Source organism: Pseudarthrobacter sp. PvP090, from assembly GCF_040547365.1.
Classification (GTDB): domain Bacteria; phylum Actinomycetota; class Actinomycetes; order Actinomycetales; family Micrococcaceae; genus Arthrobacter.
Map to the genome: position 1 here is coordinate 1 of NZ_JBEPPO010000017.1, position 21345 is coordinate 21345.

Here is a 21345-nt window from a genome sequence, read left to right on the forward strand (position 1 = left end):
CAGACACAACCAACACCCCCGGGAAAACGGGACATGCCAGCTGCACAAAATTTGAAACCAGCTGTAAAAACCAGACCACACCACGGGGTGGCGGATCCAGTCAATTCAACCAATTCAATACAATAAATTGGTATCAACAAACTTGGCACACTATTGAGTTCTCAAACAACAGACACATTCGAATTACTACCCGAAACAATTCAATGTAATTGAATTCTTTTGTTTCGCTTTTCCTTCGCTGCGATATTTCAAGCTTATTTCATTCATATCCACTTTGCAAATCCAGTTTTTCATCTGGATTTCACCCGGTGGATCGAATCCGCCCAGCAGAATTGGAAGCAATCTTTCATTTCTGCACCGCATGCTCCAGGGGAGCAGAAAGTACTAGAAGAATTGCTTCTCTATTTTTGTTGGGGTTGGTCACCACTCTGCGGTGGCGACTCAGAAAACAATACACCCTCCTGCCCGACGTTGCAACTGGTTCGGGAAGGAGGGTGCAGGTGACGGGCGGTCCCGTTCTAGGCCGCGGTAACTTCCACGGTGGCGAGGTTCTTCTTGCCCCGGCGCAGCAGCAGGTAGCGTCCGTGCAGCAGCTGGCCGGGCTCGATCACGGTGTCCGGATCCGCGACCTTGGCGTTGTTGACGTACGCCCCGCCCTCGCCGACGGTGCGCCGGGCGGCCGACTTGCTCTCCGACAGTCCGGTTGCGACCAGCAGTTCGATAATGCCCAGGCCGCCGGCATCGACGGTGGCTGACGGGAGTTCGGACGTGGCTGCCTTGAGCGTGGCCTCGTCCAGGATGCTGAGATCCCCATTGCCGAACAAGGCGGCAGAGGCGGCGATGACCTTTTCCGTGGCGTCCACGCCATGGACGAGGGAGGTCACCTCGTAGGCGAGCTTGCGCTGTCCTTCGCGGGCGAAGGGACGCTCGGCAACCGCGGTTTCCAAGGCCTCAATCTCGGTACGGCCCAAGAAGGTAAACACCTTCAGGCGTGCCGCCACGTCGCTGTCCGCTGTGTTGAGCCAGAACTGGTAGAAGGCGTACGGGCTGCACATCTCCGGATCGAGCCAGATGGCGTTGCCCTCGCTCTTGCCGAACTTCGTGCCGTCGGAGTTCGTGATGAGAGGGGTACCCAAGGCGTGGACGTGCTTGCCCTCGACCTTGCGGATGAGATCGGTGCCACTCGTGAGATTGCCCCACTGGTCCGATCCGCCGGTCTGCAGGACACAGCCGTAGTCGCGGAAAAGCTGCAGGTAGTCCATACCCTGAAGGATCTGGTAGCTGAATTCCGTGTAGCTGATCCCCTCTTCGGAATTCAGGCGGTTGGCAACAATATCCTTTTTGATCATGGTGCCGACCCGGAAGTGCTTGCCGATCCCGCGAAGGAAGTCGATGGCGCTCAGCGGCGCGGTCCAGTCGAGGTTGTTGACCATTCGTGCCGCGTTGTCCCCCTCGAAGCTGAGGAAACGCTGGACCTGCACCTGCAGTTTCCCGACCCATTCGGCGACCGTCTCGGGGGTGTTGAGCACGCGTTCGGCGGTCTGCCGCGGATCTCCGATCAGGCCGGTGGAGCCACCGACCAGCCCGAGGGGCTTGTGGCCGGCCAGCTGGATCCGGCGCATCAGCAGCAACTGGACCAGGTTGCCCAGGTGCAGGCTTGCGGCGGTGGGATCGAAACCGCAGTAGTAGGTGACGGGGTCGCCGGCGAGGAGCTTCTCCAGCTCCGCCTCATCCGTTGAGACGTGGACGAGGCCTCGCCATTTCAGCTCCTGCCAGACGTTGGCGAAGCTGGGGTCATTCTGCTGGGAACGTAGATCATTTAGCTGGGACACGGAATCTAAGTTAGCAGGATCAGGGCACCGTCAGTGCTTGTGACCGTCGGGCGCCCGGGCGCCCGACGGCGGGACTCAGTCTTCGATGCCGGCCGGCACCCCGGCGGAGGCGATGAGCCGCAGCCGCTGGGTGGGCCGGGTCATGGCCACATACAGGTCGCCGACACGGCCGTGCTCATGGTTGAGCATGGCCGATGGCTCCAGCACCACGACGCCGTCGAACTCCAGGCCCTTGGCCTCACGGGGGCTGATCACCACAATGTCCTGCACATAGCTGCCGGCATCCGTGCCGACGCGGCGGCCATAGACCGCGCGCAGCGCGGCCGTCGCCTCGGGGAGGAGCTCGCCGTCGGCAATGACGGCCAGCAGGCCGCCCTCAAGCGCTCCCAACTCCTCCGGCAGGACCTCCACGAGCTTGCTGATGATCCCGCCGCGCTCGACGCGGTCGATCACCGGCGCCCAGCGGCCCTCACGGACAGCCTTCGGTGCGGACACCACGAGCCCCGCCGCGTTGGCCATCCGGGCCGCCGCTTCGGCGATCTGAGACGGCGTGCGGTAGTTGACCGTGAGTTCCTCGAGCTGCCAGCGGTCGCCGAACATGGGTGCGAGGGCGCCGTGCCAGGAGTTTGCGCCGGCCACGGAGCTCGTCTGGGCAATATCACCCACGATGGTGAAGGACTTCAGCGGGCAGCGGCGGACCAGCAGGCGCCACTGCATCGGCGAAAGCTCCTGGGCCTCGTCGACCACAATGTGCCCGAACGCCCAGCTGCGGTCCGTCGTGGCGCGCTCGGCGGCCGTCAGCCGGGCCTCGCGCTCCTGGTTTTGGTCCACGAGTTCTTCCGCGGAGATCAGGACGTCCACGCCGGCCGTCTCCATGTTGACCAGCGTCTGCTTGGCATTGGCCAGGTCGCGGGCGCGGTCGTGTTCCTGCTGGGCCAGTCCCCTGCCCGCGGCCGCGTCGAGTTCGCCGAGGAGTTCCGCGGCCTCGTCCAGGAGCGGTACGTCCGCCTCTGTCCACGGAGCGTCGGCGGGCCGGAGTAGCAGTTCACGCTCGGCCGGTGTGAGGTGCGGGGTGCACGCTGCCAGGATCGCCGGCCTGCTGAGGAGTTCACCGATGAGCTTCTCCGGGGTCATCGGCATCCAGCACAGGTTCAGGGCGATGCGGACGTCCCGGGCGGAGCGGACGTCCTCGGCCAGATAGGAGCGGTCGGCGTTGTTGCCGATGCTGCCGGCCTCCACGAGTTCCGTCATCTGCTCGGTCAGTTCGCGCAGCAGGATCTTGACGAACGAGACACGGGCCTCGTTGTGCGGCTTGCCGGACGAGCGGGCCCTGTCCCTGGCGCGGCGGACCTGCCGGGGAGTGAGGAGAAGTTTGCGCCCGTCGACTTCGAGGACGCGGTTCTCCGCCGGGATGCGCTGCCGGTTGGCCACGGCGTTCGCCACGACCTCGGCCATGTCGAGCCGGCCCTTGATCGCCGCGACCGCGGAATCGGGTTCGGCGACGGCGTGGATGCCGGGCATCAGGCGCCCCACACTGGCCATCACGACGCCGGTTTCGCCGAGCGACGGCAGGACGCGCTCGATGTACTTCATGAACGACGACGACGGGCCCACCAGCAGGACGCCGGCGGTCTTGAGCCGGTCCCGGTGGGTGTAGAGCAGGTAAGCGGCACGGTGCAGCGCGACGGCGGTCTTGCCGGTGCCGGGGCCGCCCTGGACCACGAGGGCACCGGAAATTGACGAACGGATGATCCGGTCCTGCTCGGACTGGATGGTCCCGACGATGTCCGACATCCGTCCGGTCCGCTTGGAATTCAGGGCCGCCAGCAGGGCGCCCTCGCCCTGGAGGGACTCATTGTCGGCCAGCAGGTCGGCGTCGAGGACGTCATCCTCGATCGCCTTGACCTCGCGGCCCTGCAGGATCAGATGGCGGCGGCGGCGCACACCCTGCCGGTCGAACGCGGTGGCCTGGTAGAAGTGGCCGGCCTCGGGTGCGCGCCAGTCCAGCATGAGGCGCTGGAGGTCATCGGTGGTCAGGCCGATGCGGCCGATGTACTGGGCCTCCCCGGAGTCGAGGTCCAAACGGCCGAACACGAGCCGGTCGTCGACAGCGTCGAGCTGTGCCAGGCGGTCCTCGTACAGTGCGGCGAACGCGTCCCGCTCGGAGACGTTCTGCATGGTGCCCACGGCACCGGCACGCCGTACCTGCGCCAACTGGGCGCGCTTTTCCGCCCGCAGCTCATCCAGCCGGGCGTAAAGTCCGGCCACATAGTCGCGTTCATGGGCCAAATCAGCGTCGTGCATCGAACGTTCCCCTATCGAAAAAGACAGACCAACCATTCTACAACCATTTCGGTCTCCCCACCGGCACATGTCTGTTTTGTGCAGGCATTCTACCGAGGCGTGCGGAATCGTCCACTCTCCCCTGCCGTCATTCGCCCGCGGCACGCGCGGACGGGACGGGGCTACAGACGCAGCAGGGAGCTGACCCGGCGGCCGTCCAGGGCCGAGCGCCCACCGAGTTCGCCGATCTCCATGACAACCCCCACGCCGGCCACCTCGACTCCGCAGCGTTCGAACAGCCGCACGGCGGCGCCCAGCGTGCCGCCCGTGGCGAGGACGTCGTCGAGGATCAGGACGCGGCTGCCGGGAGCGAGGTCCGTGGTGTGCAGTTCCAGGGTGGCGTTGCCGTATTCCAGCGCGTAGTCCTCGGAGACCACCTCACGCGGCAGCTTGCCGGCCTTGCGGACGGTGATGACGCCGGTGCCGGTGGCGTACGCCGCTGCGGCAGCGAGCAGGAAGCCGCGGGCTTCCACCCCGGCGACGGCGTCGAACTGGCCCTCGAACGGTTCCACCAGGGCGTTCACAACGGCCTTTAGTGCCGCACCGTCGGCGAAGACCGGGGTCAGGTCCTTGAAGACGATGCCGGGCTTGGGGTAGTCGGGGATGGTGGCGCAGAGGCGGCTGATCAGCTCATCCACCGGCGGGGTCTTCCCATTGCGGGTCATCGTGGTCTGGTGGTGCTCGCTGTGATTCACCCGTCAACCTTACTGGCTGGACCCGGGTCGCTGTTCGGACCGGTGTCGCTGGCAGGACCCGGGTCGCTCTCCGGCGCGGCCGGTGACCGCAGCAGCCCGTGCGCGAGTCCGTAGCTGACGACGTCGAGCGCCTTGCTGAGCGCATGCTCCGCGTCGAACCGCCGGGCCGCCGCTGCACTCAGGCGGTCGCGGTCCTTCGCCCAGTCGGAACGGTGGAACCGGTCAGCGTCGCCGTGCAGGAGCCGTCCATAGAGAACGTCCTCGAAGACGTCACTTCCGTCTTCCGGGGCCGGCCCGGGCATCCCGTGCTGCCGGCCCTGGACCATTTCTGCGGTGAACAGTTCAGCCACCGCCTCCGCCCCCTCCGCGAGCACCCGGTCCGCCGCAAAGTTGCACAGGCGGAGCGCCCGCACCACCAGTTTGAGGGAAACGTGTTCATCCCGGACGATGAACTTGCGCAGCAGGGCCGCCCGGAAGAGCTCCACCCACTGGCGGCGTTCCGCCTCGGGTGAGTCCGTCGGCACCAGCCCGCCGGCAGTCCTGAACAGCTCGACCATCCGGAAATAGTCGGCGGCCAGCTGCGCAAAGATCTCGAGTCTTTCGAGCTCGCTGTGCGGTTTTCCCCGCTTGCCCTCACCCATACGATGACATCCTCCCCCGCCGACAATCCCCCAGCAAACCACCTGTGCCACGAGTGCCACCATGCACCCGGGTTAGTACAGCTAGGGCATCCGCACCTTCGCCGCCTTGTAACGGGAGACGGTCGGGTCACCGCTCAGCCAGAAGCGCCAGGGGTAGTCGTGGGTACCCCCGGCGCCAGAGACGCCGACGCGCGGCCCGGCGCTGACATCGGCAGCCTGCAGGGCGGGAAGTTCCAGCCGGAACGGGGCCTGCAGGGCGTCCCGTCCGCTGTCCGCCGTCGTGATTCCGAGCGACGTGGCGAGCCGCGCCGGGCCGCTCGCCAGGTCCTTTGGGGATTTCGACGTCGGCCGGCGGCTGAGTGCCAGCTCCTGCCCGGCCACAATCTCGCCGGCCCGCAGCAGCACGGCGGAGGCCACGCCGGCGGGCCCGCACACGATGTTGGCGCAGTGGTGCATGCCGTAGGTGAAGTACACGTACAGGTGGCCGGCCGGGCCGAACATCGGGGCGTTGCGCGGGGTCGCGCCGCGGAAGGTGTGGGAGCCGGGGTCCGGGTGCGGCGAGTCATGCGGGCCCAGATACGCCTCCACCTCCGTGATCCGCACCGACACCGGGCCGCCGCTGCCCTCATGGGTCAGCACCGCGCCGAGCAGCAGGGGCGCCACCTGCCGTGCGTCCAGGGACAAGAGCTCCCGCACGTCGTCCGCGGGCGGGCCAGCGGCAGGCAGTCCACCGCCCGGCACACTCAGGGGAGGCGTCACAGTCATGCTCCGACTTTAACAAACGGCGCCCTTCCCCCTCCACAGCCGTGTCCGATTTCCGCTAGCAGCAGTCCCCGGCAGCTGGCAGGATGGACCCATGGACTTCTGGCAGCGCTACCGGGCGATCGACGCCCGGGACACCCGGTTTGACGGGCAGTTCTACACCGCTGTCCGCACCACGGGCATCTATTGCCGGCCCTCCTGCCCGGCCCGAACCCCCAAGGCGGGCAATGTCACCTTCTACGAAACGTCCGCCGCCGCGCACGACGCCGGCTACCGGGCCTGCAAGCGATGCCTGCCCGAGGCCGTCCCCGGCACGCCGGCCTGGAACGTGCGCTCCGACATCGCCGGACGCGCGATGCGGCTCATCAACGACGGTGTGATCAACCGCGACGGGGTGGAGGGGCTTGCCGCCCGCTTGGGCTACTCCTCGCGGCAGCTCAACCGGATCCTAAGCAACGAGCTCGGCGCGGGACCGCTGTCGCTGGCCCGGGCCGGCCGGGCCCAGACCGCCCGCACCCTGCTCGTCTCCACCACCATGAAGGTCGCCGACATTGCCTTCGCTGCCGGGTTCAGCAGCGTGCGCCAGTTCAACGAGACCATCGGCGAGGTATTCGCCATGACACCCTCGGCGCTGCGGGCCACGGCCCGGCACCACCATTCGCCGGGCCTGGCCGCCCAGTCGACGACGGCCTTGACGCTGAACCTGCCGTACCGCGACCCGTTCGACCCGGGGGTCTTCGACTTCCTCGCGGTCCGGGCCATTCCGGGCATCGAGGAAGGCTCGTCCACCTCCTACGCCCGGACCCTGCGCCTGGCCCACGGCGACGCCCGCTTCCGGGTGGACTACGACGCCGAGTCCCCGGGACGTCCGCTCGTGCTGACCATCGGCGCCGTCGACCTGCGGGACCTGCCGCCCCTGCTCAGCAGGGTCCGCCGGCTGCTGGACCTCGACGCCGACCCGGTCGCCATCGACGGCGCGCTGGGGACCGATCCGCGGCTCTCCGCCAGCGTCGCCGCCACCCCCGGGCTGCGGATGCCGGGCGCCGTCGACCCGCAGGAGCTGCTGGTCAGGGCCATGATCGGCCAGCAGATCACCGTTGCCGCAGCCCGGACCGCCCTCATCCAGCTGTCCGCGGCCGGCAGCGAGAGCCTGGTGCCGGCGGACGGCCTGCACCAGCTGTTCCCGACGGCGGAACAGATTGCCGGGCACGGCTTCGAGCTGCTCCGCGGGCCGCAGCGCCGCATCGATTCCGTCCGCGCAGCCGCCGCGGCGATGGCCTCGGGCGGGCTCGACTTCGGCTACGGCGACGACTTGCCCGGCCTGGAGTCCAAACTGCTGCCCCTCGCCGGCGTGGGGCCGTGGACGGTGGGTTATGTGGCGATGCGCGTGATCGGCGCCCCGGATGTTTTCCTGGCCAACGACGCAGCCGTGCGCAACGGCATCCGCTCACTGGCCAACGCCACGGCCGGGGCCGCCCCGGCCCCCGAAACGCCCCTGAGTCCGGACTTCCGGGAGCTCAGCCCGTGGCGCTCCTACGCCACGATGCACCTGTGGCGCGCGGCAGCGGCGGCCCAGGCCGCGGCGCGCAATCCGGCGAAGACGCCACCACGGGCTCCGACAAAAACTCCAGTGCAGATGCCTCCGCAGACTCCGAAGAAAGCGATCCGATGAAAGCCCAGTTGTTGACCATGTCCACCCCGGACGGTCCGTTCACCATCATTGCCCGGGACGGGGCTGTGCTGGCCTCAGGGTGGACTGCGGTCCCGGGTGAGCTGACCGGGCAGATCCACCCGGACCTGTTGCCGGCAGAATTCGAAACTGTCGCCGGGCTCGGCGCCATCTCCGGGGCAGTGGAGGAGTTCTATGCCGGGAACCCGGGGCCGGCCATGGGCGTGCCGGTGGTGCAGAAGTCCGGGCCGTTCCGTGGCCACGCGTGGGATGTCCTCCGGACCGTCGCGCCCGGGCACCCCGTGACCTACACCGAATACGCGGAGCTGTCCGGCAACGTCAAAGCCGTCCGCGCGGCGGCGAGTGCCTGCGCCTTCAACGCGGCGGCGCTCTTTGTGCCGTGCCACCGGGTGATCCGCACCGACGGGAGCCTGGGCGGCTTCCGCTGGGGGCTGGCCATCAAGGAAAGCCTGCTGGACCGGGAGCGCGGGCAGGCGCTGCTCCAGACCGCGCCGAGGTGAGACGTCGCGCCCATGTTCCGTCGGGACATGGGCGTCAAGTGCCACCTCGGCGGACGTGCCACCTCGGCGGAAGTGTCAGCGGGTGACGGGCACGCCGGCCGGCCAGGGCAGCAGCGCGGGGAGGTCCACGCCGTCGGCCGCCGCGGTGGCGCGCAGGCTGCCGAGGGTTGGCGTGCGCCCCGCGAGCCAGGCCGCGATATCGGTCAGCATCCCGTTGATGGCGGTGGACCGGCCGCCCGGGGTACCGATCGAAACTGCCGGCAGGCCGAGCGGCTGGAGGACAAACCGCTGCCCTTCGGGTACGCGCGCGGCCAGGAAGTCGAAGAGATGCTCGCAGAACGGCCGGCTCCAGGTTTCCGGGCCGCGGCCGGTGCCGAGGTCGGTGGCGTGGATGACGAGCTCGCGCCAGAGCGCCAGTCCGCCGTCCACAACTACTCCCCCGCGGAAGCTGATGGGCGCCTCCCAGCCGTCGCCGTCCAGCGCGCCAAAGGCCTGCAGTGCCCGGCCCAGGGCGGCGTCCAGGTCGGCCCGGTGTTCGGCGAGGGTATGCCCCGCGGCCATCTCGATGGCGCGGGTCCGGCCGTCGTAGCCGCCGTCGTAGAGCTCGATGCTGTCGCCCCGGGCCGCGTATTCCAGCTGGCGGGCCATCGCATTGGCGATCCCGCAGACGTGGGCCAGCACGTGGCCGCGCGTCCAGCCCGGCAGTTCCGAGGGGGCCTTGACGTCCCCGTCGGAGAAGGTGGCGGTAATTTCCGTCACGACGCCGGCTGCGCGGCGTAGTTCGTCCAGGAGTTTTTCCGGGGTGATGGAGGTCATGGCGATCATCCTAATACGAACGTCCTACGAACACCCTGAATAAATGCCGATTAACTGAAAGACTCCGGACCGTAGCGGTGGCGGAGATGCCGGCGGTCGTGCCGGGCCTGCCAGAACTCGATCTCCCGGGGCCGCAGGGCGTACAGCTGCCAGTCCGGGTTCTCGCTGCCGTCCGCGCCGGGCCGGGCGTGCCAGTCGGCCTCCGAGGCCGCGGCGGACAGCTCCATGACGTCCCCGGCCGCCCGGACCTGCCGGCCCTGCTGCTGCCAGAAGAAGTTCAGGGCGGCGTGCGGATTGGCCGCGAGTTCGCGCCCCTTGCGGGATTTCCGGGAGGTCGCGAAGTGCCAGCCGTCGGCGTCGACGTCCTTGAGGATCAGCATCCGGGAGGACGGCCGCCCGAGCTCATCCGCTGTGGCCAGGCTGCACGCGTTGGGCTGCGGCACCCCGGCCGCCAGCGCCTCGCCCAGCCACTGCCGGAACAGTTCCGCTGGGTCCGTGGGGGCGGCGTCCGGGTCGAAATCCGGCAGCACTTCCGGGAAGTCGGGCAGGGCGCGCAGCAGCTGGCGGAACGATTCGCTCATGCCGCAATGCTAACGGGGAGTTTTCGGCGGCAAGCGCACAACGCTCCCTCACTTTTGGCAGGAAATCCGCCGACGCTCCTGCAGGCAGTGCAGGAGCGTCGGGGGAAACGCTGCAAGAAGTGAGGGAGCGTCTGGTTGCTAGCCGGCGTAGGCGCGCACGGCCTCAAGCTCCGCTTCGAGCGCCAGGAGCTGGCGTTCGACGGCGGCCGGTGCGGTGCCGCCCTGGGAGTTCCGGCTGTTCAACGAGCCTTCGGTGGACAGGACCGTGCGGACCTCCGGCGTCAGGTGCTCGGAGATGGCGGCGTATTCCTGGTCGGTGAGGTCCCAGAGTTCGACGCCGCGGCCCTCGGCCTGCTTGACCGCGGCCCCGGAAAGCTCATGCGCCTCGCGGAACGGAACGCCCTGGCGGACCAGCCATTCGGCAATGTCCGTGGCCAGTGCGAAGCCCTGCGGTGCCAGGGACTCCATCCGTTCGGTGTTGAACGTCAGCGTCGCGATCATGCCGGAGACTGCCGGGAGCAGGACCTCCAGCGTGTCGGCGGCGTCAAAGACCGGTTCCTTGTCCTCCTGCAGGTCGCGGTTGTACGCGAGCGGCAGTCCCTTCAGGGTGGCCAGCAGCCCGGTCAGGTTGCCGATCAGCCGGCCGGCCTTGCCGCGCGCGAGCTCGGCAACGTCCGGGTTCTTCTTCTGCGGCATGATCGAGGAGCCGGTGGAGTAGGAATCGTGCAGGGTGACGAAGGAGAACTCCTTCGTGGCCCACAGGATGACTTCTTCCGAAACCCGGGACAGGTCAACCCCGATCATGGCCGTGATCCACGCGAACTCGGCGAAGACGTCGCGGGAGGCGGTGCCGTCGATCGAGTTGTGTGTCGCGGAGAAGAAACCCAGTTCCGCGGCCACGGCCTCCGGGTCCAGGCCCAGCGAGGAGCCGGCGAGGGCGCCGGAGCCGTAGGGCGAAACGCCGGCGCGCTTGTCCCAGTCCGCCAGCCGTTGCACATCGCGCAGCAGTGCCCAGGCGTGGGCCAGCAGGTGGTGGCCGAGCAGCACCGGCTGGGCGTGCTGGAGGTGGGTGCGGCCGGGCATGGCCACGCCCTGGTGCGCCTTGGCCTGCTCCACGAGGGCATCGATCGTGGCGAGCACGCCGCGGGCGATGATCCGGGCGTGGTCGCGCAGGAACATCCTCCCCAGCGTGGCCACCTGGTCGTTGCGGGACCGGCCCGCGCGGAGCTTGCCGCCGAGCTGGGTGCCGGCACGCTCGATCAGTCCGCGTTCCAGCGAGCCGTGCACATCCTCATCGGACTCCGCCGGCAGGTAGGCGCCGGAAGCGACGTCCGCGTCCAGCCGGCCCAGGGCGTCGAGCATGCCCTCAAGCTCGGCGTCGTCGAGCAAACCGGCCTTGTGCAGCACGCGGGCGTGCGCCTTGGACCCTGCGATGTCGTAGCGGGCCAGCCGCCAGTCGAAGTGGGTGGACTTGCTCAGCGCGGCGAGGGCGTCCGCGGGGCCGCCGGCGAACCGGCCGCCCCACAGCGCGCCCGTGTTCGTAGCCTCGGACTTGGTGGTTTCCGACTCAGCCACGCGGGCTACTTTCCTGCGACGCGGATGTCGCGGCCGGAGGCCACCTTGGCGGACATGCCCCACAGCTCGATGAAGCCGCGCGCCATGGACTGGTCGAACGTGTCGCCGGTGTCGTAGGTGGCGAGGTCGAAGTCGTAGAGCGAGGTCCCGGAGCGGCGTCCGTTGACGATTGCCTGGCCGCCGTGGAGCACCATGCGGATGTCGCCGGTGACGTACTTCTGGGTGTCCTCGATGAAGGCGTCGAGGGAGCGCTTGAGCGGCGAGAACCACTGACCGTCGTACACCAGTTCGGCCCAGCGCTGGCCCACGGTCGCCTTGAAGCGGGCCTGCTCGCGCTCGACCGTGATGTCCTCGAGGTGCTTGTGCGCGGTGATGAGCGCCATGGCTCCCGGTGCCTCGTAGATTTCGCGGGACTTGATGCCGACGAGGCGGTCCTCGACGACGTCGATCCGGCCGACGCCCTGGGCGCCGGCGCGGCGGTTGAGTTCCTTGATGGCCTGCAGCGGGGTGACCTTGATGCCGTCGATCGCGACCGGGACGCCGGCCTCGAAGGAGATGGTGACCTCATCCGGAGCCGGGGGGAATTCCGGGGTGGCGGTGTAGTCGTAGATGTCCTTGGTAGGGGCGTTCCAGATGTCCTCGAGGTAGCCGGTCTCGACGGCGCGGCCCCAGACGTTCTGGTCGATCGAGTACGGGTTCTTCTTGGTGGTCTCGATCGGCAGTCCCTTTTCCTCGGCGAAGGCGATGGCCTTGTCGCGGGTCAGGGCGAGGTCGCGGACCGGAGCGATGCACTTCAGGTCCGGCCCCAGGGTCTGGATGCCGACTTCGAAGCGGACCTGGTCGTTGCCCTTGCCCGTGCAGCCGTGGGCCACGGTGGTGGCGCCGAATTCGCGGGCGGCCTTGACGAGGTGCTTGACGATCACGGGCCGCGAGATCGCGGAGACCAGCGGGTAGTGGCCCTGGTAGAGGGCGTTCGCCTTCAGCGTGGGCATGCAGTATTCGTTGGCGAACTCGTCGGACGCGTCGGCCACGTAGGCTTCGACGGCGCCGCAGCCCAGGGCACGCTGGCGGATCGTCTCCAGCGACTCGCCGCCCTGTCCGACGTCGACCGCCACGGCGATTACCTCGGCGCCGGTCGCTTCGCCGATCCAGCCGATGGCTACGGAAGTATCCAGGCCACCGGAGTAGGCCAGCACAATACGCTCAGTCACTTGAAATGCTCCTTAGTTGTTTGGGGAAAATGTCGGGGGAAAAGCTTGTCTACTGAAAGCCTGTCACATCCCTGTGGCAGGCCCAATCTTCAGGCCGGGTGCGGTCAGCCGGCGCCGGCTTCTTCGGCCAGCTGCAGGAAGCGGGCGGCCACGTCGGCCCCGCCGAGCGGGTCGCGGGTGACCAGCAGTACGGTGTCGTCGCCCGCGATGGTGCCGAGGATCGAGGGCATTACGGAGTGGTCGATGGCCAGGGCGAGGAAGTTGGCCGCGCCGGGCGGCGTCCGGAGCACCACGATGTTCGCGGACGCTTCGGCGGTGACCAGCAGTTCCGCGCAGAGCCGGGCCAGCCGCGCGTCGAGGATCTCCTGGGTGACGCCGCTCTTGGCCGCGCGTTCCCCGCCCTCCCCCGGCACCGCGTAGACGAGCACGCCGTCCTTGCCGCGCACCCGCACCGCGCCCAGCTCCACCAGGTCCCGGGACAGCGTGGCCTGGGTGACCTGGACGCCGTCGTCCGCGAGCAGCGCCGCCAGTTCGGCCTGCGAGCGGACCGACTCCCCGGTGAGGATCGCGGTGATCCGCGCCTGCCGGGCCGTCTTGGTGGCCGGGCTGGCCCCCGGCGACGCGGGCTGGACGGACACTATCCGAGTCCTTCGACCACGGCGAGCCCGGAACGGTGCATCAGCCACGCCATGAGCGCCTTCTGGGCGTGCAGCCGGTTCTCGGCCTCGTCCCAGACGATGGACTGCGGGCCGTCGATGACGGCCGCGGCGATCTCGTAGCCGCGGTAGGCGGGCAGGCAGTGCAGCACGACGGCGTCCGGCGCCGCGAGCTTCATCGCTGCTTCGTCGACGGCGTAGCCGCGGAAGAGCTGCAGACGGGCTTCCTTCTCGTCCTCCTGGCCCATGGACACCCAGGTGTCGGTGGCGACGACGTCGGCTCCGAGCAGCGCTTCGGCGGCGTCCACGGTGACGAGCACCGAGCCGCCGGTTTCTGCCGCGCGGTCTTCGGCCGCGGCGATGATGGCCGGGGACGGCAGGTAGCCCTCGGGGCCGGCGACGCGGACATGCATGCCGGCGGTGACACCGGCCAGCAGGTAGGAGTTGGCCATGTTGTTGGCGGAGTCGCCGAGGTAGCTCATGGTCAGGCCCGCCAGGTCGCCCTTGTGCTCCTTGACGGTGAGCAGGTCGGCGAGCAGCTGGCAGGGGTGATAGTCATCGCACAGGGCGTTGATGACCGGCACGCGGGAGTTGTCCGCCATGGCCACGAGCCCTGAGTGGGCACCGGTGCGCCAGACGATGGTGGACACCATGCGCTCCAGGACCTTGGCGGTGTCCTCGACCGATTCCTTGTGGCCGATCTGCGCCTCGCCCGGATTGATGATCAGCGCATTGCCGCCCATATCGGCGACGCCGGCGGCGAAGGAGACCCGCGTCCGGGTGGAGGTCTTGTCAAAGATCACGGCGACGGTCTTGCGCCCGCTGCCTGCCGCGGCGAAGGGCTGCACACTGTAGGGGGCGGCCTTCATCCGGACGGCGAGGTCCAGGACCTCGGCCTGCTCGGCAGGGGTGAGGTCCGTGTCCTTGAGGAAGTGGCGGACCTGGCTGTTGGAAGTCACGGTCGGAATTTCAGTCGCGGTCACTGGGCGTCCTTTGCGGTCTGGAGGAGGGCGGGCAGTGCCGCGAGGAAGCGGTCGGCCTGTTCAGTGGTGAGGATCAGCGGCGGCGCGAGGCGGATGGTGCGCGGGCCGGGGCTGTTGACGATGAAGCCCGCGTCGAGGCCGGCGGTCACGACGGCGGGGGCGACGTCGGCGTCCAGATCGAAGCCGATCAGGAGCCCTTCGCCGCGGACCTCGGTGACGCCGTCGACGGCGGCGAGGCCGGCACGCAGGTGCTCCCCCACGTCCCGGACGTGGCCCAGGACCTGCTGGTTTTCCAGCACGTGCAGGGTGGCAAGCGCCGCGGCGGTGGCGACAGGATTGCCGCCGAACGTGGTCCCGTGCTGGCCGGCGGCCAGCAGGGCGGACGCGTCCGGGCCGTAGGTGACGAGGGCGCCGATCGGGAAACCGCCGCCGAGGCCCTTGGCGAGGGTCACGGCGTCGGGCACAATCCCGGCGTCCTCGCTCGCGAGCCACTTGCCGGTGCGGCCGATGCCGGTCTGGACCTCGTCCAGGATCAGCAGGGCACCGGCGGCGCTGGTGGCCTCCCGGGCGGCCCGCAGGTAGCCTGCGGGCAGCGGGCGGACCCCGGCCTCGCCCTGGATCGGTTCGAGGAAGACCGCGGCGACGGTGTCGTCCACCGCGGCGCGGAGGGCGTCGATGTCGCCGAAGGGAACGTGTTCGACGCCGCCGGGCAGCGGGGCGAACGGCGCCCGGTAGGCTTCCTTCGCGGTGAGCGCCAGGGCGCCCATCGTGCGGCCGTGGAAGGCGCCTTCGAGTGCGATGATCCGGGTCCGCGGCTTACCGGTGTTGTCCGTACGGGTGCCGGTGTTGCGCCGTGCCAGCTTGAAGGCGGCCTCGACGGCTTCGGTGCCGGAGTTGGCGAAGAACACCTTGGACCCGGCCGGGGCCTTGGTGAGGTCCAGCAGCTTCTCGGCCAGCGCGATCTGGGTGGGGCTCGTGAAGAAATTGGAGACGTGGCCCAGGGTGGCGAGCTGGCTGGAGATCACCGAGGTCACGAAAGGGTGCGCGTGGCCGAGGGCGTTGACCGCGATCCCGCCCAGCAGGTCCAGGTATTCCTTGCCGTCGGCGTCCCAGACGAGGCAGCCGGCGCCGCGGACCAGGACCCGCTGCGGGGTGCCGAAGACGCCCAGCAGAGAGGAGGAGTAGCGGGACAGCCACTGCGCGCCCGTGGCGTGGGAATGGACGAGCTCTCCGACCGGGGAGTGCTCGAGGTCAGTGGTCGGTGCAATTTCGGTCTGGTTCATTTGTTGTCCTCGTCCGGGACGACCTGGGTGCCGATGCCCGCCGTCGTGAAGGTTTCCAGGAGCATCGAGTGCGGCAGCCTGCCGTCGACGATGTGTGCGCGTTCGACGCCGCCCTCAACGGCCTTGAGGCACGCCTCCATTTTCGGGATCATCCCTGACTCCAGGCGCGGCAGCATGTCGCGCAGTTCCGACGCGGTGAGCGAGGAAATCAGCGAGGAGCGGTCCGGCCAGTTGGCGTAGAGTCCCTCGACGTCGGTGAGGATGACCAGTTTGGACGCGCCGAGGGCCTCGGCCAGGGCCGCGGCGGCGGTGTCCGCATTGACGTTCAGCACCTGGCCGGTGGTCTGCGCCTGCTTTGCGCCCGGGTCGCCGCTTCCGTCCTCGAAGATCTCCGGCGCCACCGTGGAGATCACCGGGATGCGCCCGGCCGCGACGATGTCCAGGATTCCCTCCGGGTTCACGCCGATCACTTCGCCGACCAGGCCCAGGTCCACCTCTTCGCCGTCCACGACGGTGCCGGTCCGGACCGCGCGGAGCAGCCCGCCGTCCTCGCCGGACATCCCGACGGCGTAGGGGCCGTGGGAGTTGATCAGGCCGACGAGTTCGCGGCCGACCTGGCCGGTCAGGACCATGCGGACCACGTCCATGGCCTCCGGCGTGGTGACCCGCAGCCCGCCCTTGAACTCCGATTCGATGCCGAGCCGGCTGAGCATGGCGTTGATCTGCGGGCCGCCGCCGTGCACCACCACCGGGTGGATCCCGACGTGGTGCAGGAAGACGACGTCTTCGGCGAAGGCGCGGCGGAGCTCGTCGTTGACCATGGCGTTGCCGCCGTACTTGATCACCATGGTGGTGCCGGCAAAGCGCTGGATCCAGGGCAGCGCCTCGATCAGGGTGCCGGCCTTGCCCTGGGCGTCGGACATGGAGGTGGTCTCGCGGGTCTGGGTGTTCATGGGTGTTCGTCCCTCCGGGACCTGCCTAGCTGGAGTAGGCGCTGTTTTCGTGGACGTAGTCGTGGGTGAGGTCATTGGTCCAGATCGTGGCCTCCGCCGCGCCGGCCTGGAGGTCGATTTCGACCAGGACCTCGCGGGGTTCCAGGTCCACGAGGCTGCGGTCGTCGCCGATGCTGCCGTTGCGGCAGATCTGCACGCCATTCATGGACACGTTGAGCTGGTCGGGCTCGAAGGCGGCGTCGGTAGTTCCGACGGCGGAGAGCACCCGGCCCCAGTTGGGGTCCTTGCCGAAGATGGCGGCCTTGAAGAGGTTGGAGCGGGCGACGGCGCGGCTGACCACTTCTGCGTCCCGCTCGCTCGCGGCGTTGAACGTGCGGATCGCGATGTCGTGGCTGGCGCCCTCGGCGTCGCCGATGAGCTTGCGGGCCAGTTCCGCGCAGACCTGGGTCAGGCCCTTGCCGAAGTCGACGGCGGACGGCCCGGCGCCGGAGGCTGCGGAGGCGAGCAGCACCACGGTGTCGTTCGTGGACATGCAGCCGTCCGAGTCCGCCCGGTCAAACGTGACCCGGGTGGCGTCCCTGAGCACGACGTCGAGCATGTCCGGCTGGACGTCCGCGTCCGTGGTGAGGACCACCAGCATGGTGGCGAGCCCGGGCGCGAGCATGCCGGCGCCCTTGGCCATGCCGCCGATGGCGAATTCCTTGCCGTCGGCATCGGCGCCGATAAAGACGGCCTGCTTGGGCACGGAATCCGTGGTCATGATCGCAGTGGCGGCGTCGGGTCCGCCGTCGGTGCTGAGCGCTGCCGTGGCGGCGCCGATCCCGGCGAGGATCTTGTCCATCGGCAGCTGCTCGCCGATCAGGCCGGTGGAGCAGACGAAGACGTCGGTGGCGGAGGCGCCCAGCGCCTCGGCGGTCTTCTCCGCGGTGGTATGCGTGTTCTGGAAACCCTGCGGTCCGGTGCAGGCATTGGCTCCGCCGGAGTTCAGGATGACGGCGTCCACCCGGCCGTCCTTGACGACCTCGCGGGACCAGTGCACGGGTGCTGCGGCCACCCGGTTGGAAGTGAACACGGCTGCGGCGGCCTTGGCGGGGCCGTCGTTGACCACGAGGGCCAGGTCCGGGTTGCCGGAGGCCTTCAGGCCGGCCGTGACGCCGGCGGCGCGGAATCCCCGGGGGACGGTGATGCTCATGGTGCGACTCCCTGCAGATCGAGGCCGGCGGTTTCCGCCAGGCCTAGGGCAATGTTCATGGACTGCACAGCCCCGCCGGCGGTCCCCTTGGTCAGGTTGTCGATGGCGCAGGTGACGATGACGCGACCGGCATGCGCGTCCAGCGCCAACTGCATCACCGCATGGTTGGAACCCTGCACCGACTTGGTGGAGGGCCAGCGGCCCTCCGGGAGCAGGTGGACAAACGGCTCGTCGTCGTAGGCCTCGCTCCAGGCGCGGCGGAGCTCCTCGGCACTGACACCGGGACGCACCTTCGCCGTCGCGGTGGTGAGGATGCCCCTGCTCATCGGCGCCAGCGTGGGTGTGAAGGACACCGTGACCGGCGCGTTCAGGGCCTTGGAGAGCCCCTGCTCGATCTCGGGGGTGTGCCGGTGGCCGCCGCCGACGCCGTACGGGCTCATCGAGCCCATGACCTCGGCGCCGATCAGGTTGACCTTGGCGGCCTTGCCGGCCCCGGAGGTGCCGGACGCGGAAACGATGACGACGTCGTCCGCCTGCAGCAGGTGGTTGCTGAAGCCCGGGGTGAGTGCCAGCAGGGCCGACGTCGGATAGCAGCCCGGAACGGCGATCCGCTTCGCGCCGCGGAGCGCCTCGCGCTGGCCGGGAAGCTCAGGCAGCCCGTAGGGCCACGTCCCGGCGTGCGGGGAGCCGTAGAACTTCTCCCAGGCCGCCGCATCCGAGAGCCGGTGGTCGGCGCCGGCATCGATGACCAGCGTGCCGGCTGGCAGCTGCGCCGCGATCTCCGCGGAGGCACCGTGCGGCAGGGCCAGGAACACGACGTCGTGCCCGGACAGGTTCGCCACCGTCGTGTCTTCGAGGATTCGGCTCGCCAGACCGTGGAGATGGGGCTGCAATTCCCCTAGTCTGGAACCGGCGTTGCTGTGGGCCGTGATGGCGCCGATCGTAACGTCGGGGTGACCGGCGAGGAGCCGCAGCACCTCGCCGCCGGCATAACCGCTTGCGCCGGAGACGGCAACAGAAATAGTCATAGCACCGACTATACAGCAAGAGTATGCATAGATGCCGATATTTATGCATCCACTGTTGCGTGTCCGGCCGGGTGCGGCGAGAGCCCGAAAGACCCCGTCGGGCCCACCGCCCGGCCCTCGGACGGGCCCTCCGCAAGCGGCCGGTCGTTCGGATCCGGGAGGGCAGTGTAGTCCGGCGGCGTATGCTTGGTAAAGGGTGATCCAGACCGTGCGGTCCGAATGTCGGATGCAGCGTTGCCCGTAACAGTTACGAGGCACGCGCTCCATGACCCCCACCACTGCTACGCCGGAGCGACCGAAATCGCGCGTCCGCCAGCCCAACGCCGTCGTCCTGAGCTATTCGGAACTCCTGAAGACCGTCAAGGCCGCAGGCCTGCTGGAACGCCGCGTCGGCTTCTACATCACGGTGTTCTCCGTGCTGGTCCTCCTCATGACGGCCACCTGGTTCGGCTTCGCCCTGATCGGCGACAGCTGGTTCCAGCTCCTCATCGCCGCAGCCCTGGGCATCCTCTGCACCCAGTTGAGCTTCCTGGCCCACGAGGCCGGACACCGCCAGATCTTCGCCTCCCGCCGCGCCAATGACTGGGCGGCACGGCTGCTGGCCACCTCGGTCGCCGGGATCAGCTACTCGTGGTGGGAGCAGAAGCACGGAGCACACCACAACCACCCGAATGTCATCTCAAAGGACCCGGACATCGCCACCGGCGCCATCGCCTTCTTCCCGGAAGCCGCCGCCACCAGGCAGGGACGGTTCTCCTTCCTCACCCGCAAGCAGGGCTGGTTCTTCTTCCCGCTGCTGTTCCTCGTGGGCCTGGGCCTGCAGATCGATTCGATCAAGTTCATCTTCCAGCGGGCCAAGGTCACGCACCGCTGGGTTGAGATCCCGATCCTCGTGGTCCGCCTGAGCCTGCTCCCCGTGCTCGCCTTCACCTTCCTGCCGTGGGGCATGGCGCTCGCGTTCATCGCGGTCCAGCTCGCCGTTTTTGGGTTCTACATGGGGGCCTCCTTCGCCCCGAACCACAAGGGCATGCCGGTCCTGCCGGCCGACAGCCGCGTGGACTTCTTCAGCCGCCAGGTCCTGACGTCCCGGAACATCTCCGGCGGCCGCTTCATGGACATCCTGCTCGGCGGCCTCAACCGCCAGGCCGAGCACCACCTCTTCCCGGACATGGCCCGGCCGCAGCTCGACAAGGCCGCCGTGATCGTCCGCGAATTCTGCGCGAAGCACCAGGTTCCCTACACCGAAACCACGCTGATGCAGTCCTACGGCATCATCGTCCGCTACCTCAACGACGTCGGCCTCTCCGCCGGACGCCACTTCGAGTGCCCGATGGCAACCGTTACCCGCCGCTACTGAGCGGCAGCGCGGTTCCGCGGAGGCCTCCCGCCCAAGGCCCTGATTTTCCTGTTTGACCCGAAGTGACGGCCGGATACCGGCCCTCACTTCGTCGTTGGCGCCGGTGTCCCTAGGATGGGTGCAGGATGCGGGCCAGGAACGCCGGGCCCGGCAGTACTCAGCCCGGGATACATCCCGGAAATATTCAGTCCGGAAAATTCGGCCGGAATCTCAGCCCGGAGATCCACGGCGGATTTTCCTGCGCAGGCAAGGAGACTCAGGATGCACGCAATCGTCGCCCGCGAGGCAGGGGGCCCCGAGGTCCTCACGCTCGCCCAGGTGGAGCGCCCGGTTCCGGGTCCCGGCCAGCTGCTGGTGAAGGTCGCCGCCGTCGGCGTGAACTTCATCGACACATACAAACGCAGCGGCAGCTACAAAGTGGGCTACCCCTTCACCCCCGGTTCGGAGGCCTCGGGCACCGTGGAGGAACTCGGCGACGGCGTGACCGGGTTCTCCGCGGGCGACCGGGTGGCCACGGCTGAAGGCGTCAACTGCTATGCCGGCTACGCCCTGATCGATGAGGACAAGGCGCTGCCGGTCCCGCGGGGCGTGGATGACTTCACGGCCGCTGCCCTGCCGCTGCAGGGGATCACTGCGCACTACCTGATCAATTCCTCCTTCAAGGTCGAGCCGGGGCACACCGTGCTGCTGCACGCCGGAGCCGGCGGCGTCGGACTCCTGCTGATCCAGCTGCTCAAGGCCAGGGGCGCGCGCGTCATCACCACTGTCTCCACCGACGACAAGGAGCAGCTGGCCCGCGAGGCCGGCGCCGACCATGTGCTGCGCTACGACGGCTTCGCTGCCAGGGTGCGTGAACTGACCGACGGGGCCGGCGCGGACGTGGTGTATGACGGCGTCGGGAAGGACACCTTCGACGGATCCCTCGCCGCCCTGCGCGTCCGCGGCACGCTCGTGCTCTTCGGTGCCGCTTCCGGGCCGGTGCCGCCCTTCGACCCGCAGCGGCTCAACGCCGGGGGCTCGCTGTACCTGACCCGGCCGACGATTGGCCATTTCCTGCGCAACGCCCAGGAACGCCGCTGGCGCTCGGACGAACTCTTCGCAGCGGTGGCCGACGGAAGCCTCACCGTCCGGATCGGCGCCCGCTACGACCTGGCCGAAGCGGCCCAGGCCCACGATGACCTGGAGCAGCGGCGCACCACCGGCAAGGTCATCCTGGTCCCATAGTCCCCATTTCCCCGGCAGGAGCA

Annotated in this window: 19 protein-coding genes; 4 read left to right on the plus strand and 15 right to left on the minus strand. The window is 68.7% G+C overall.

The window, feature by feature from the left end; genetic code table 11:
• Nucleotides 1-518: 518 nt before the first annotated feature.
• The 5 genes from tyrS to ABIC21_RS17695 all read right to left on the minus strand — a co-directional run bounded on the left by tyrS (nt 519) and on the right by ABIC21_RS17695 (nt 6276).
• Nucleotides 519-1832, minus strand: coding sequence for a tyrosine--tRNA ligase (gene tyrS, locus ABIC21_RS17675; RefSeq protein WP_354351686.1), 1314 nt, complete (start codon nt 1830-1832; stop codon nt 519-521).
• Nucleotides 1833-1907: 75 nt separating this feature from the next.
• Nucleotides 1908-4136, minus strand: coding sequence for a HelD family protein (locus tag ABIC21_RS17680; RefSeq protein WP_354351687.1), 2229 nt, complete (start codon nt 4134-4136; stop codon nt 1908-1910).
• A 161-nt stretch (nt 4137-4297) separates the two neighbouring features.
• Complete coding sequence (locus ABIC21_RS17685) at nt 4298-4840, minus strand: adenine phosphoribosyltransferase (protein WP_354351759.1); 543 nt, start codon at nt 4838-4840, stop codon at nt 4298-4300.
• A gap of 26 nt (nt 4841-4866) precedes the next feature.
• Nucleotides 4867-5511 carry a hypothetical protein gene (locus ABIC21_RS17690; RefSeq protein WP_354351688.1) on the minus strand — a complete coding sequence of 215 codons (645 nt, stop codon included), beginning with the start codon at nt 5509-5511 and terminating at the stop codon, nt 4867-4869.
• A gap of 81 nt (nt 5512-5592) precedes the next feature.
• Nucleotides 5593-6276, minus strand: coding sequence for a DNA-3-methyladenine glycosylase (locus ABIC21_RS17695; RefSeq protein WP_354351689.1), 684 nt, complete (start codon nt 6274-6276; stop codon nt 5593-5595).
• A 91-nt stretch (nt 6277-6367) separates the two neighbouring features.
• Here ABIC21_RS17695 and ABIC21_RS17700 point away from each other — a divergent pair, with 91 nt between their 5' ends.
• Together ABIC21_RS17700 and ABIC21_RS17705 are read left to right on the plus strand one after the other, a co-directional pair.
• Nucleotides 6368-7945, plus strand: coding sequence for a DNA-3-methyladenine glycosylase 2 family protein (locus ABIC21_RS17700; RefSeq protein WP_354351690.1), 1578 nt, complete (start codon nt 6368-6370; stop codon nt 7943-7945).
• Complete coding sequence (locus ABIC21_RS17705) at nt 7942-8463, plus strand: methylated-DNA--[protein]-cysteine S-methyltransferase (protein WP_354351691.1); 522 nt, start codon at nt 7942-7944, stop codon at nt 8461-8463. The genes ABIC21_RS17700 and ABIC21_RS17705 overlap by 4 nt, the downstream gene beginning before the upstream one ends.
• 75 nt (nt 8464-8538) lie before the next feature.
• Here the strand turns inward: ABIC21_RS17705 and ABIC21_RS17710 are convergent, their stop codons facing one another.
• From ABIC21_RS17710 to argC, 10 genes are all read right to left on the minus strand, one after another.
• Nucleotides 8539-9279 carry a maleylpyruvate isomerase family mycothiol-dependent enzyme gene (locus ABIC21_RS17710; RefSeq protein WP_354351692.1) on the minus strand — a complete coding sequence of 247 codons (741 nt, stop codon included), beginning with the start codon at nt 9277-9279 and terminating at the stop codon, nt 8539-8541.
• Nucleotides 9280-9329: 50 nt separating this feature from the next.
• The gene (locus tag ABIC21_RS17715) at nt 9330-9860 is read right to left on the minus strand and encodes a pyridoxine/pyridoxamine 5'-phosphate oxidase (protein ID WP_354351693.1); all 531 of its coding nucleotides are present in this window, start codon (nt 9858-9860) and stop codon (nt 9330-9332) included.
• Between the two features lie 138 nt (nt 9861-9998).
• Nucleotides 9999-11435 carry an argininosuccinate lyase gene (gene argH, locus ABIC21_RS17720; protein WP_354351694.1) on the minus strand — a complete coding sequence of 479 codons (1437 nt, stop codon included), beginning with the start codon at nt 11433-11435 and terminating at the stop codon, nt 9999-10001.
• A 5-nt stretch (nt 11436-11440) separates the two neighbouring features.
• The gene (locus tag ABIC21_RS17725; protein ID WP_354351695.1) at nt 11441-12646 is read right to left on the minus strand and encodes an argininosuccinate synthase; all 1206 of its coding nucleotides are present in this window, start codon (nt 12644-12646) and stop codon (nt 11441-11443) included.
• A gap of 104 nt (nt 12647-12750) precedes the next feature.
• Complete coding sequence (locus ABIC21_RS17730; protein ID WP_354351696.1) at nt 12751-13284, minus strand: arginine repressor; 534 nt, start codon at nt 13282-13284, stop codon at nt 12751-12753.
• Entirely contained in the window at nt 13284-14261 is a 978-nt protein-coding gene (gene argF / locus ABIC21_RS17735; RefSeq protein ID WP_354351697.1) for an ornithine carbamoyltransferase, read from the minus strand. Before argF ends, ABIC21_RS17730 begins: the two co-directional genes overlap by 1 nt.
• A gap of 20 nt (nt 14262-14281) precedes the next feature.
• Nucleotides 14282-15568, minus strand: a complete 1287-nt coding sequence (locus ABIC21_RS17740) for an acetylornithine transaminase (protein ID WP_354351698.1) — start codon at nt 15566-15568, stop codon at nt 14282-14284.
• Complete coding sequence (gene argB / locus ABIC21_RS17745; protein WP_354351699.1) at nt 15565-16521, minus strand: acetylglutamate kinase; 957 nt, start codon at nt 16519-16521, stop codon at nt 15565-15567. Before argB ends, ABIC21_RS17740 begins: the two co-directional genes overlap by 4 nt.
• A 25-nt stretch (nt 16522-16546) precedes the next feature.
• On the minus strand, nt 16547-17713 hold the full coding sequence (argJ, locus tag ABIC21_RS17750) for a bifunctional glutamate N-acetyltransferase/amino-acid acetyltransferase ArgJ (RefSeq protein ID WP_354351700.1): 1167 nt from the start codon (nt 17711-17713) through the stop codon (nt 16547-16549).
• The gene (argC, locus tag ABIC21_RS17755) at nt 17710-18741 is read right to left on the minus strand and encodes an N-acetyl-gamma-glutamyl-phosphate reductase (protein ID WP_354351701.1); all 1032 of its coding nucleotides are present in this window, start codon (nt 18739-18741) and stop codon (nt 17710-17712) included. The genes argJ and argC overlap by 4 nt, the downstream gene beginning before the upstream one ends.
• Nucleotides 18742-19006: 265 nt before the next feature.
• On the opposite strand from argC, the gene ABIC21_RS17760 reads away from it, so the two are divergent.
• Complete coding sequence (locus tag ABIC21_RS17760) at nt 19007-20098, plus strand: fatty acid desaturase family protein (RefSeq protein WP_354351702.1); 1092 nt, start codon at nt 19007-19009, stop codon at nt 20096-20098.
• A gap of 261 nt (nt 20099-20359) precedes the next feature.
• Nucleotides 20360-21322, plus strand: coding sequence for a quinone oxidoreductase family protein (locus ABIC21_RS17765; protein WP_354351703.1), 963 nt, complete (start codon nt 20360-20362; stop codon nt 21320-21322).
• Nucleotides 21323-21345: the final 23 nt, after the last annotated feature.

Excerpts from the sequence above, each read along its gene's own strand:
- ABIC21_RS17680 (WP_354351687.1), bottom strand. The coding sequence starts at position 4,136 with ATGCACGACGCTGATTTGGCCCATGAACGCGACTATGTGGCCGGACTT.
- ABIC21_RS17685 (WP_354351759.1), bottom strand. The coding sequence starts at position 4,840 with ATGACCCGCAATGGGAAGACCCCGCCGGTGGATGAGCTGATCAGCCGC.
- ABIC21_RS17690 (WP_354351688.1), bottom strand. The coding sequence starts at position 5,511 with ATGGGTGAGGGCAAGCGGGGAAAACCGCACAGCGAGCTCGAAAGACTC.
- ABIC21_RS17695 (WP_354351689.1), bottom strand. The coding sequence starts at position 6,276 with ATGACTGTGACGCCTCCCCTGAGTGTGCCGGGCGGTGGACTGCCTGCC.
- ABIC21_RS17700 (WP_354351690.1), top strand. The coding sequence starts at position 6,368 with ATGGACTTCTGGCAGCGCTACCGGGCGATCGACGCCCGGGACACCCGG.
- ABIC21_RS17705 (WP_354351691.1), top strand. The coding sequence starts at position 7,942 with ATGAAAGCCCAGTTGTTGACCATGTCCACCCCGGACGGTCCGTTCACC.
- ABIC21_RS17710 (WP_354351692.1), bottom strand. The coding sequence starts at position 9,279 with ATGACCTCCATCACCCCGGAAAAACTCCTGGACGAACTACGCCGCGCA.
- ABIC21_RS17715 (WP_354351693.1), bottom strand. The coding sequence starts at position 9,860 with ATGAGCGAATCGTTCCGCCAGCTGCTGCGCGCCCTGCCCGACTTCCCG.
- ABIC21_RS17740 (WP_354351698.1), bottom strand. The coding sequence starts at position 15,568 with ATGAACCAGACCGAAATTGCACCGACCACTGACCTCGAGCACTCCCCG.
- argB (WP_354351699.1), bottom strand. The coding sequence starts at position 16,521 with ATGAACACCCAGACCCGCGAGACCACCTCCATGTCCGACGCCCAGGGC.
- argJ (WP_354351700.1), bottom strand. The coding sequence starts at position 17,713 with ATGAGCATCACCGTCCCCCGGGGATTCCGCGCCGCCGGCGTCACGGCC.
- argC (WP_354351701.1), bottom strand. The coding sequence starts at position 18,741 with ATGACTATTTCTGTTGCCGTCTCCGGCGCAAGCGGTTATGCCGGCGGC.
- ABIC21_RS17760 (WP_354351702.1), top strand. The coding sequence starts at position 19,007 with ATGACCCCCACCACTGCTACGCCGGAGCGACCGAAATCGCGCGTCCGC.
- ABIC21_RS17765 (WP_354351703.1), top strand. The coding sequence starts at position 20,360 with ATGCACGCAATCGTCGCCCGCGAGGCAGGGGGCCCCGAGGTCCTCACG.